Source organism: Rothia sp. SCPM-O-B-18226 (M350) (genome assembly GCF_058213595.1).
This window is the reverse complement of record NZ_JBYQJS010000005.1, coordinates 163,930-174,697: the sequence shown is the minus strand read 5'-3', so window position 1 is coordinate 174,697 and position 10,768 is coordinate 163,930. Positions and strand designations below refer to the sequence as shown.

Genomic DNA, 10,768 nt, shown 5'->3' with positions numbered 1-10,768 from the left:
ACACAAAGGACGTACACCGAATGGCACAGCTGACCGGCAAGACCATCATCATCACCGGCTCCTCCCGAGGCGTCGGCGCAGACACCGCACAGATTCTCGCCGCCGAAGGCGCCAACATCGTCGTGAACTACCGTTCCAAGGCACCGCGCGCCAACAAGATCGTCAAGGCCATCGAAGAGGCCGGCGGCAAGGCCGTCGCCGTGCAGGCTGACGTGACCAAGGCCGAGGATTTGCAGACCCTCGTCAACACCGCCGTCGAGACCTTTGGCTCCCTGGACTACCTGATTCTGAACGCCTCGGGCGGCATGGAGACCGGCATGGGCGAGGACTACGCAATGCGCCTGAACCGCGACGCCCAGCTGAACCTGGCACGCCTGGCCGCAGAGAAGATGCCCGAAGGCGGCCGCATCGTCTTCGTGACCAGCCACCAGGCGCACTTCATCCGCGAGGTCGAGACCATGGACGAGTACCAGCCCGTCGCCGAGTCCAAGCGCGCCGGCGAAGACGCCCTGATTGCCGAGATTCCCGCCCTCTCCGAGAAGGGTATCTCCCTGGTCGTGGTCTCCGCCGACATGATTGAAGGTACCGTCACCGCAACCCTGCTCAACCGCCTGCACCCGGGCGCCATCGAGCAGCGCCGCGAGACCGCGGGCAAGCTCTACACCGTCAACGAGTTCGCCCACGAAATCGCGAAGATGGTTACCGCAGACGTCGAGACCGGCCACGTTGAGCTGGTCGGCGGCGCACGCGGCTTCATCGACTAAAGACTCCCGCCGCGGCGGCACCCAACGCAGGGTGCCGCCGCGCACCTCCTCACCCGCGCCACCCGTCACCGGATGGTGCGGGTGAGCGAGGCATCACCCACCCGCCAATTCACTGGAAGAAGAACCATGAGCACCGTACTCAACCTGCAGAACGTTTCCGTCGTCCGCGGCGGCCGCAAGATCCTCAACGACGTTTCCTGGACCGTGAACGAAGGTGAACGCTGGGTCGTGCTGGGCCCCAACGGCGCCGGTAAGTCCACCCTGCTCTCCGTCGCGGCGGCCCGCCTGCACCCCACCAGCGGCGAGGTTGAGATTCTTGACGAGACCCTCGGCGCGGTCGACGTTTTCGAGCTGCGCCCGCGCATCGGCCTGTCCTCCGGCGCCTCCGCAACCCAGATTCCCGCCACCGAGAAGGTCTCCGACGTAGTCGTCACCGCCGCATACGCCGTTTCCGGCCGCTGGAACGAGGAATACGACGTCATGGACGATGAGCGCGCCACCGAGCTGCTGGCCGAGTGGGGCGTCGACACCCTTGCCGACCGCACCTTCGGCTCCCTCTCCGATGGCGAGCGCAAGCGCGCCCTCATCGCCCGCGCCCTCATGACCGACCCCGAACTGCTGCTGCTGGACGAGCCCGGCTCGGGCATGGACATCTCCGGCCGCGAGGACCTCGTGGAGCGACTGACCGCCCTGGCCGCTGACCCCTACGCACCGGCCACCGTGCTCATTACCCACCACCTCGAGGAGATTCCCTCCGGCTTCACCCACGCCCTGATGATCCGCGACGGCGGCGTGGTTGCGGCCGGCCCGATTCTCTCCACCATCACCGAGGCCAACCTCGCCGCAACCTACGACATGGACCTGGCCCTGACCGTGACCTCGTCGGGTCGCTTCTCGGCCTTCAAGCGCGCATGAGTCGAGGCCCCAAGCAGCTGACCGCCGAGCAGATTGCCGAGCGCGCCGAACGCGTCTACGCAATCGAGTCGGTCACGCCCCTGGATCAGGCCCCCGAGCAGCAGCTGCGGTACTACACGCAGCTGACCGATGTGAAGCTGCGTAGCGCCCTGGAACCGCAGTGGGGGATTTACATTGCCGAATCCTCCAAAGTGATTCGTCGGGCGCTCGCGGCCGGTCATCAGCCTGTCTCCTTCCTCATGAGTGAGAAATGGGCTGATGACCTGGCGGACGTCCTGCGGGAACACCCGGGCACCCCCGCCTACGTGGGTAGTGAGGAGCAGCTGGAGCAGGTGACCGGCTTTCACCTGCACCGCGGCGCCCTGGCGGCAATGGCCCGCCCGGCGCCTCAGCCCCTGCAGGAGTTGCTGAGCGGGGCGCGTCGCGTGGCCATTCTGGAAGACATCGTGGACCATACGAACGTGGGCGCGATTTTCCGTTCGGCGGCGGCCCTGGATGTGGATGCCGTGCTGGTTACCCCTCGATGCGCCGACCCGCTGTACCGCAGGTCGATTCGCGTGTCGATGGGTACCGTATTCCAGGTTCCGTGGGCCCGGCTGCAGTCCTGGCCGACCGACCTGCAGACCCTGCACGAGCTGGGTTTCAGGAGCGCCGCCATGGCCTTGGAGGAGGATTCCCTGAGCCTGGATGAGCTGGCCGCCCGCGGCGATGAAAAGCTTGCGCTCATCCTGGGCACCGAGGGTCACGGTCTTTCGCCGCGCACCCTGGCGGCCTGCAACGATACCGTGATGATTCCCATGTCCCACGGCGTGGATTCGCTGAATGTGGCCGCGGCGAGCGCCGTCGCCTTCTGGGAGACGCGCCCGCGCTAGGGGCCGGTCGAACGCGCGGGAAATCGCTACGTGATTGGCCGCGGCGCTGGGATTTAAACCCTAAAGGTGGTACCCTTAACGGGTTGTGCTCGCCCATGCGGGTGCAATGGTGATGCGCTCTCAAGTTTTCTCGACAGCCGCACATCGAAAAACCTACTCCATCTATATAAGGGCTACTGGCAAAATCCAGTAGCAGAAGAAGGTAAATCAATGAAGGCAGATATCCACCCGGAATACAAGCCGGTTCTGTTCCGCGACCTCGCATCCGGCAAGGTCTTCCTGACCCGTTCCACCCGCACCTCCGACAAGGTTGAGAAGTGGGAAGACGGCAACGAGTACCCGATCATCGAGGTTGAAATCTCGTCCGAGTCGCACCCGTTCTACACCGGTAAGCAGCGCATCATGGACTCCGCAGGTCGCGTCGAGCGCTTCAACGCACGCTTTGCAAACTTCGGCAAGAAGGCTTAATTCTTCCCGAAAGATTGCGCCGTATAGCGTTTTAAAGGCCCCGCTTCCCTTGGCTTTCAAGGGGGGCGGGGTTTTTCGCTAGAACGTGAGGAACGCTGTACTGCCACGGGCGGGATAGGGTGCCCGCTACACAGCTGACAGCGCTACAATGGGAAAGTATTTTGCGAGGCGTGCATACACCGCCCTTCACTAGCACCGATGATGCTCCGGCTGTCGCGTCACCGGGGAATTACGGCGAAATGGGCGTTGCCTTCTCGCCTATCACCACTTCAAACAAAGGATAATAATGAGCGACGAACACTCTGAACCGTCGCAGAAGAAGAAATGGATTAAGCGTACCCTGCTGATTCTGCTGATTCTTCTGCTGGTTATCGCCCTTGGCGTTGGCTTCTTCCTATGGCGTGCCGGCCATACCTGGGATAGCCAGACCGAGAAATTTGATTCCATCACCAAGGTGGATGAAGACCAAGCCAAGATTAAAGAGAAGCTTGGCGAGGCAAAGCCACTGAACGTTTCCGAGCTGCAGGCACCGAAGGTCACCAACCAGAATGGCTCTTCCTCTGGAGAGGGTGCCGAGGCCGCGCTGGCCGCTAACGCGAGCGAGCATGATAAGAACGGCGACGGTATTCTCGATGACGGCTACAGCTACGACGTCGTGAAGGGACCGGGCCAGAACATCCTGCTGCTCGGTAGTGATACCCGTTCCGGTTCTGAGGCTGCTCTGGTGAGTGGTTCTCGTGCAGACACCATCATGCTGATGCACATCCCGGCTGACGGCAAGGGTGTGTACATCATCTCGATTATGCGTGATACCTGGGTGAACATCCCCGGCTACGGTCCCGCAAAGATTAACGCGGCGCTGAACTACGGCGGTATCTCTCTGCAGGTGGCAACCGTTGAGAACCTGGTGGGTGTCAAGATCGACCACGTGGCTGAGATTGAATTTGAGGGCTTCAAGTCCCTGGTTAACGCTGTTGGCGGCGTGGACGTTCAGGTTCCCTTCGCGTTCACCAGTAACGTCTGGACTTTTACCCCCGGCGTGATGCACATGAACGGTAGCGCGGCGCTGACCTTCGTGCGTGAACGTTACTCTTTCGCTGATGGTGACTATCAGCGTGTTCGTAACCAGCGTGCATTCCTGCGCGGTCTGTACAGCACGATGAAGGCCAAGGGCGCGCTGAGCAATGTTGCTTCTTTCCAGTCTGCTGTTGAGTCTCTTGCTGGTTACATGCGTGTGGACTCCGGTCTGAACGCAATGCAGATTGCTCAGCTTGCGGCTCCGGTGCTGACCAGCGGTGACACCTCGATGCACATGACGACCCTGCCGAACGCCGGCCCGGGTTGGTCGTACGATGGCCAGTCCATCGTTCTGGTTAACCAGGCGGCAAATGCTCAGCTGGCAAACGCGCTACAGCACGATACGATGGATCAGTTCATGGCTACCTACGGCCAGGACTAACCTCTCCTTACCCGGTGCGGGTGTAGGAACGAGGGCGGCCCCCTCACCGAAAGGTGAAGGGGCCGCCCTCTGCTATACCCGAGCTGAACCGTTTCGTGGGTTTCCCGATAGTGCACCCACCGCGGATGGAGTGGAAGATTCTTCTGGAAAGTTGAACACACAAAGAGAGCGTCAGAGCCCGGCGGCGTGCCGTTCTCTGACGCTCTCTTAAACGGGGGAGGACTACACCGAGGTGGTGGAGGAGTCCTGCGCGGATTCGTACTCCTCCTCGTCCGCCTCCTCTTCGATGTACTCTTCGTCCTCGTAAATGTCGTACTCGTCGGCCCGGCGACCGAAGTAGAAGGCCACCGCAGCCACGGCACCACCCATGATTGCAATCAGGATACCGAGAATCGGGGTCCAGAGCATCGAAATTAGGCCGGCCAGCAGAACCGCCAGGCCAGCACCCTTGACCAGGTTCAGCAGTCGCTCACGTTCCGAGGGCTCGTAGTACTCCTCTTCCTCCAGAGTGTACTCAATCACTGGCTTCTCGGCGACCGGCTCATCAGCAGACGGCTCGGATGCTGAGGAACCACCGGTCAGGGAGCTGATAAACCCGCGGCGCTTCTTCGGCGCCTGAGCCGCAGTCTCGGCGCGGTGTCGCTCACCCTCGCTCGGCACGTAGGCTGCGGGCACCTCGTACTCTTCACCGGCCGGCAGCAGAGCCGGAACATTATTGGGCAGAGTCTCGTACCATTCCTGCGGAATGTCGACCGGGCGTGCAGCCTGAACGGTCAGCGACAGCTCCAGAGTGTTACCACGAATCGTACCCCAGGCGCTTGTGAGGCGATCGTGCTCAAAGGCATAGCGAATCACGGGGGCCAGCTGTTCAGACATCTGGGTGCTCAGGCGACCCACCAGCTTGCGATCGTGACGCACCTCCACGCTATCGACCACACGACCGTCGGAGGTCTTCAGCTGGTTAGCCTCCAGGGTCAGAATCACGCGACCCTCACCGCTGGGCGGCAAAATGCTGTGCAGGTATTCGGAGTGCTCCTTCTCGTCCAGAACCTTCATGGACGGTCCCTGGGGGAGCAGGGTGGCACGGGTGGGCGCATCGTTGAGGGGGAACAGTGAACCGGGTGCGGACAGGGAGAGTACACCGGAGCTCTTCACGCGCATGTCACCGTTCTCGGTGCGAACGGCCACGGCGGAGAGCTGCAGATGCGCAATCGGCTCGTACCCGGAGGCAACCACGCGGGTGATGGGCTCCCAATAGGCCGCCGAATCGGCAGCGCTCATGCGACCGACCTTGAACTCGTCAATATAGACGGCAATGCTATTCGGCTCGTAGGGGTTATCAGGCTCGGGGACGAGTCGCGCTTCACCGTACCAGATGCGTTCACGGTCGATGTGCAGTTCCTCAAAAATTTGGAGGGTTTCCGCTTCATAGTAATCGTCGGTGACAATTTCGACGCTACCGCGATCACCGAGTGCGTAGTCGACCACTGAAAACTCCTTCTGATCCGTGTCTAAATGAGCTGATACCTAGTCCATTCTCTCATGGTTTACGGGCGCGCAGCTCACATATTCGGGTGACGTTTATCTGTCTTTTCTCCCGGCACTCATCCGGTCGGCGCGGTGCGGCATCCCTGCCGGGTAACCTTCTCCGCGCACGCTCTGCACCGGGACGCGCAAGACGCCGCTCGGCACATTCCCGGGAATATACCGGGAGCGCGCCGAGCGGCGGTTCATCATTGCGGGACGCTATGGCCCGCATCCTAAGCGTAAGCGCTTAGCTTGGCTACTACTTAGCCTGCAGGGAGGCGTTGAACTTCTGAGCCAGAATCGAACGGTGGCCGTGATCCTGAGCCTCCAGCACCAGGCGGCGCAGAGCCGAGGGAGCCTCGGGGTTTGCCTCCAGCCACTGCTGAGCCAGCTTGACCGACGGGTTGTCGTCCACGCCGAGGCCCTCGGTTGAACCGGTGTTGTACGGAGCCTTCGGGTACAGGCCGCGCACAATACGCGAAGCCATACCAATCGAGCGGGACTCCCACACGCCCAGCAGGGCCTCAAAGTAGGGGCCGTAGTACTGCTCGCGCAGCTCCACCGGGCCGCGCACGTAACCATTAATGGTCGAGGCCAGAGCATCGTTCGACAGGGACTCGTCGTCCATGATGGTCTTGTACGCGGCAGCCTTGCGCTCGGCGTTCGGCAGAGCGGCCATTGCGTACGCGTAACCGTTCGAGGAAATCGAGGAGGGGCTGTACTTGGAGGCGCGCTCCAGCTCCTCCACGGTGACCAGGTTGCGGCTTGCGAGCGCACCCAGGGCGCTCCAACCCAGGTTCTGGTCGTAGGGGATGCCGGTCGCATCGGCGATATCGCCGGTGGTGTCCTCGAACGCACCGCGGGCAATGTCGCGGCAGAGCTCCTCGCCCTTGGTGGCGTTGGTCGAGACCGAGATCAGGCCGCGCAGCAGGATCAGCTGCTCGTCCGAACCGGGCTTAGCCTGAGCCAGGGCGGCGGAGAATGCGTCGTAGAGGGCGTCGTAGAGGCGTTCGCGGCCGGTGGGTGCCGAGAAGGTGGCGATGGCGACCTGCGAGTTGTTGACCATGGTGCCCAGCAGGGATGCGCTGGGTTCCTTGGAGACATTGCGGACGACCGCATCCACGTAGGTGGTGACGGGCAGGCGGGCGTCGCGGACGTTCTCCCAGAGGGATCCCCAGATGAGGCCGCGGGAGAGCGCGGATTCGAGGGTGGAGACGCCCTCGATGGCGGCCTGCAGGCCGTCTTCGTCGGTCAGGGCGACCTTGGCGTAGGTGTGGTCCTCGGCGTTGAGCATGAGCAGGTCGGCCTCGCCCACGAGCTTCTTCTGCTCGTCGGTCAGCTCCACACGGTACTCGGAGACGGGCTCTGCCGGGTACTCGAGGGAGAGCACACCGGTGGAGATGAGCTTGCCGTCGGTCAGCGCGAAGGTTTCCAGCTTTGCCACATGGGGGCGGCCCAGACCTGCGGGCTGCTGTGCGGGCAGTTCCTGGGTGAGGATCAGGTCGGTCAGCTGGCCGTCCTCGCCGTAGACGCGCTTGGTGCCCAGTGCGGACACGCCGGAGGTCTGTAGCCATGCGTTAGCCCATGCCTGCATGTCGCGGCCGGAGACTTCGTTGAGTACCTGCAGGAAGTCGTTCAGGGAGGTGTTGCCCCATTCGAAGCGCTTGAAGTACACGCGGGCGGCTTCGATGAAGGTGTCGAAGCCAACGTAGGCGACCAGCTGCTTGAGGACCGAGGCGCCCTTGGCGTAGGTGATGCCGTCGAAGTTCTGCGCTGCGGCTTCCAGATGGGGGATGTCAGCCACGATGGGGTGGGTGGTGGGCAGCTGGTCCTGCATGTAGGCCCAGGCCTTGCGGTTGTTGGCGAAGGTGACCCACGCATCCTCGAAGTGGTTAGCTTCCTTGGCACCCAGGGTGCCCATGAAGTCTGCGAAGGACTCCTTGAGCCACAGGTCGTCCCACCACTTCATGGTGACCAGGTCGCCGAACCACATGTGCGCCATCTCGTGGCAGATGGTGTTGGTGCGACCCTCCAGGTCGTCCTCGGTAGCGCCGGAAACGAAGATGTAGTCCTCGGTGAAGGTGACCAGGCCGGGGTTCTCCATGGCGCCGATATTGTATTCGGGAACGAAGGCCTGCTCGTACTTGGGGTACGGGTAGGGGTAGTCGAAGAGGTCCTGGAAGAAGTCCAGGCCGTTCTCGGTGACCTTGAAGATGTGGTCGTAGTCGAAGTGCGGCTTCAGGGACTGGCGGCAGTAGGCGACCAGGGGAATGTCACCGCTGTTGACCTTGCTCTTGGGCTTGTAGGTGGTGGTTGCGGTGAAGTACTCGCCGGCCAGGATTGCGGTGATGTAGGTGGAAATCTTGGCGGTGGGGGCGAAGACGCGCTTGGAGATGGAGTCGTCGGAGGGGTCGGTCACCTGCGACTCGAGCACGGCGTTGGAGCTAACGACCCAGTCCTTGGGTGCGGTGATGCGGAAGTTGAAGACGGCCTTCAGGTCGGGCTGCTCGAAGTTGGGGAAGACGCGGCGGCAGTCGGAGGGCTCGTACTGGGTGTACAGGTACACGCGACCGTCGGAGGGGTCGAAGTAGCGGTGCAGGCCCTCGCCGGAGCGGGAGTAGTAGGAGCGGCCGTGGATGGTCAGCACGTTCTCGGCCTTCAGGTTGGCCAGACGGATGCGTGCGCCGTCAACGACTTCGTCCAGCTTCAGCTCGACACCGTTGAGCTTGATGGAGTCAATGCTGTGGTGAATGTAGTCGATGAAGGTTTCTGCGCCGGGGGTGTTGCAGGAGAAACGGACGGTGGTTGCGGTGGGGTAGGACTCGAATTCGGGGTCCTTGGCGTTCGTCAGGTCGACGTGTACGTCGTAGCTATCAACGCTGATAAGAGCCGAACGTTCTGCGGCTTCTTCGCGGGAGAGGTTCTCGTTGTTCATAGTTCCTTATTCTAATCGTTCCTGAAAGAAATCTGGGAGTTTGCGGGCCGTTCCCGTCATATAACCTCCGCGGAGTAGGGGACGTGAGGGTATTCTGGCGGATGCGCACGGCCCCTATCACTCGCGAACCTTCCGCACGATAGTGTGATGCATAACACGCTTTCTTGATTTGCGGAGATCCCCGAAAGTCCGTATAGTATTACGTGTTGCTTCGAACGGCACCGCAAGGAAAACGTTCGAGAGTCACCTGCGCGGGTGGCGGAATAGGCAGACGCGCTAGCTTGAGGTGCTAGTCCTCGCATTTAGAGGGTGGGGGTTCAAGTCCCCCCTCGCGCACAGATAATCCCCGGTTCTTCGGAACCGGGGATTTTTGTATGCCCGGTAAAAAGTACACAAAAAAGTAGCGGGGCGAGGCTCCATGAGGAACCCCGCCCCGCTATCTAGTTCACCCCGCTAGTGCAGGGCTAGAAACTCGCTGAGCGAACCGTATTACTCGGCCAGGCGCTCCGGGTCGGTGGTGACCAGAATCTTCACAGCGGTCTCGTTGTGGTGAATCAGGGTGTCGAAGCCCTTGTCAATCAGGTCTTCCACAGCGATCTTGCCGGTGATGAAGGGCTTGAGGTCAATCTTGCCGGACTCAACCAGCTTGATGGTCTCGGGGTGGGAGTTCACGTAAGCGATGGTGCCGCGGATATCGATCTCCTTGAGCACAATCTTCTGAACATCCAGGGAAGCGGGCTTGCCCCAAATGGAGACGATGACGACCTTACCGGTGGGCTTGAGGGCATCCAGAATCAGGTCCAGAGCGGGCTGAACGGAGGTGCACTCGAAAGCGATGTCGGCGCCACGGCCGTCGGTCAGCTTGTGAATCTCGGCCAGAACGTCGGTCTCAGCGGGGGAGAAAGCGTAGTCGGCAACGCCGGAGTCCAGAGCCTTCTGGCGGCGCAGGGAGGACAGCTCGGAGATGATGACCTTAGCGCCCTTAGCCTTCAGCACGGCGGAGGTCAGCAGACCGATGGGGCCGGCACCGGTGACCAGTGCGTATGCGCCTTCCTTGAACTCGCCGGCACGCTCAACAGCGTGGTAGCCAACGCTCAGGGGCTCAATCAGTGCAGCCTCGTCCAGAGGAATGTTGTTAGGAATCTTGTGAACCCAGCGGCGCTTGACAGCAACCTTCTCGGACAGGCCGCCACCGCGACCTGCCAGACCGATGAAGTTCATGTCCTTGGACAGGTGGTAGTCCTTGGACTCGGGGCCGGTGTAGACGTCATCAGCAATGATGTAGGGCTCGACGACGACGTGGTCGCCGACCTTCAGGTCGTCAACGCCCTCGCCCAGGGCCTCAACGACACCGGAGAATTCGTGGCCGAGGGTCACGGGGGAGTCCTCACCGGAAATCGGGTGGGGGTGGCCATGCTTGGGGCAGAAGATGGGGCCGTCCAGGTATTCGTGCAGGTCGGTACCGCAAATGCCGCACCATGCGACCTTAATCAGAACCTCGCCCGCAGCGGCTTCGGGTGCGGGGATGTCTTCAATGCGGATGTCGTTACGGTCGTAGAAGCGTGCTGCCTTCATGGGATGGAGCTCCTTAAACGTATTAAAACGTGGTTGTGGCGTCTCACAGCGGTGTGCATCTGCCAGGTAGTTACCATCGGGTTCTGCCGTGGTGAGCAGTAGAATGACGGTGCGCGCTCGCGAGGTTGAAAAGGGAAGCAACCTTGCGGATGCGTTCACCGAGATAGTGAACTTTCCTGCCGACATGCTCATCGCGACGCCGGTTGTAGGAGGACGGTAGGATTACCGCTCTCACTGCTTAACGCTACTCCTG

The 10,768-nt window shown here is 61.6% G+C and carries 8 protein-coding genes and 1 tRNA gene; 6 read left to right on the top strand and 3 right to left on the bottom strand.

The window, feature by feature from the left end; translation table 11 throughout:
• Nucleotides 1-20 precede the first annotated feature (20 nt).
• The 5 genes from AC3E6W_RS08580 (at nucleotide 21) to AC3E6W_RS08560 (ending at nucleotide 4,478) form a co-directional block, all read left to right on the top strand.
• Nucleotides 21-764, top strand: coding sequence for an SDR family oxidoreductase (locus tag AC3E6W_RS08580; RefSeq protein ID WP_049334163.1), 744 nt, complete (start codon nucleotides 21-23; stop codon nucleotides 762-764).
• 126 nt (nucleotides 765-890) lie between these two features.
• Nucleotides 891-1,679, top strand: coding sequence for an ABC transporter ATP-binding protein (locus AC3E6W_RS08575; RefSeq protein ID WP_049334164.1), 789 nt, complete (start codon nucleotides 891-893; stop codon nucleotides 1,677-1,679).
• A complete protein-coding gene (locus AC3E6W_RS08570) occupies nucleotides 1,676-2,551 on the top strand; it encodes a TrmH family RNA methyltransferase (protein WP_049343318.1) in 876 nt (291 codons plus the stop codon). Before AC3E6W_RS08575 ends, AC3E6W_RS08570 begins: the two co-directional genes overlap by 4 nt.
• A 210-nt stretch (nucleotides 2,552-2,761) precedes the next feature.
• Nucleotides 2,762-3,019 carry a type B 50S ribosomal protein L31 gene (locus tag AC3E6W_RS08565; protein WP_049334166.1) on the top strand — a complete coding sequence of 86 codons (258 nt, stop codon included), beginning with the start codon at nucleotides 2,762-2,764 and terminating at the stop codon, nucleotides 3,017-3,019.
• A 286-nt stretch (nucleotides 3,020-3,305) separates the two neighbouring features.
• Nucleotides 3,306-4,478 carry an LCP family protein gene (locus AC3E6W_RS08560; protein WP_049334167.1) on the top strand — a complete coding sequence of 391 codons (1,173 nt, stop codon included), beginning with the start codon at nucleotides 3,306-3,308 and terminating at the stop codon, nucleotides 4,476-4,478.
• A 222-nt stretch (nucleotides 4,479-4,700) separates the two neighbouring features.
• Here AC3E6W_RS08560 and AC3E6W_RS08555 read toward each other — a convergent pair whose 3' ends face one another.
• Both AC3E6W_RS08555 and pepN read right to left on the bottom strand, forming a co-directional pair.
• Nucleotides 4,701-5,966, bottom strand: a complete 1,266-nt coding sequence (locus AC3E6W_RS08555; RefSeq protein WP_070825411.1) for an HIRAN domain-containing protein — start codon at nucleotides 5,964-5,966, stop codon at nucleotides 4,701-4,703.
• Nucleotides 5,967-6,264: 298 nt separating this feature from the next.
• Nucleotides 6,265-8,940: an aminopeptidase N gene (gene pepN, locus AC3E6W_RS08550; protein ID WP_070825410.1), complete on the bottom strand. Its 2,676-nt coding sequence runs from the start codon at nucleotides 8,938-8,940 to the stop codon at nucleotides 6,265-6,267.
• 249 nt (nucleotides 8,941-9,189) lie between these two features.
• Here pepN and AC3E6W_RS08545 point away from each other — a divergent pair.
• Nucleotides 9,190-9,276: transfer RNA gene (locus AC3E6W_RS08545), tRNA-Leu, on the top strand.
• A gap of 153 nt (nucleotides 9,277-9,429) precedes the next feature.
• Here the strand turns inward: AC3E6W_RS08545 and AC3E6W_RS08540 are convergent.
• Nucleotides 9,430-10,515: a 2,3-butanediol dehydrogenase gene (locus tag AC3E6W_RS08540; protein WP_049343316.1), complete on the bottom strand. Its 1,086-nt coding sequence runs from the start codon at nucleotides 10,513-10,515 to the stop codon at nucleotides 9,430-9,432.
• Nucleotides 10,516-10,768: the final 253 nt, after the last annotated feature.

Coding starts and splice junctions, on each gene's coding strand:
- AC3E6W_RS08580 (WP_049334163.1), top strand. CDS start 21: ATGGCACAGCTGACCGGCAAGACCATCATCATCACCGGCTCCTCCCGA.
- AC3E6W_RS08575 (WP_049334164.1), top strand. CDS start 891: ATGAGCACCGTACTCAACCTGCAGAACGTTTCCGTCGTCCGCGGCGGC.
- AC3E6W_RS08570 (WP_049343318.1), top strand. CDS start 1,676: ATGAGTCGAGGCCCCAAGCAGCTGACCGCCGAGCAGATTGCCGAGCGC.
- AC3E6W_RS08565 (WP_049334166.1), top strand. CDS start 2,762: ATGAAGGCAGATATCCACCCGGAATACAAGCCGGTTCTGTTCCGCGAC.
- AC3E6W_RS08560 (WP_049334167.1), top strand. CDS start 3,306: ATGAGCGACGAACACTCTGAACCGTCGCAGAAGAAGAAATGGATTAAG.
- pepN (WP_070825410.1), bottom strand. CDS start 8,940: ATGAACAACGAGAACCTCTCCCGCGAAGAAGCCGCAGAACGTTCGGCT.
- AC3E6W_RS08540 (WP_049343316.1), bottom strand. CDS start 10,515: ATGAAGGCAGCACGCTTCTACGACCGTAACGACATCCGCATTGAAGAC.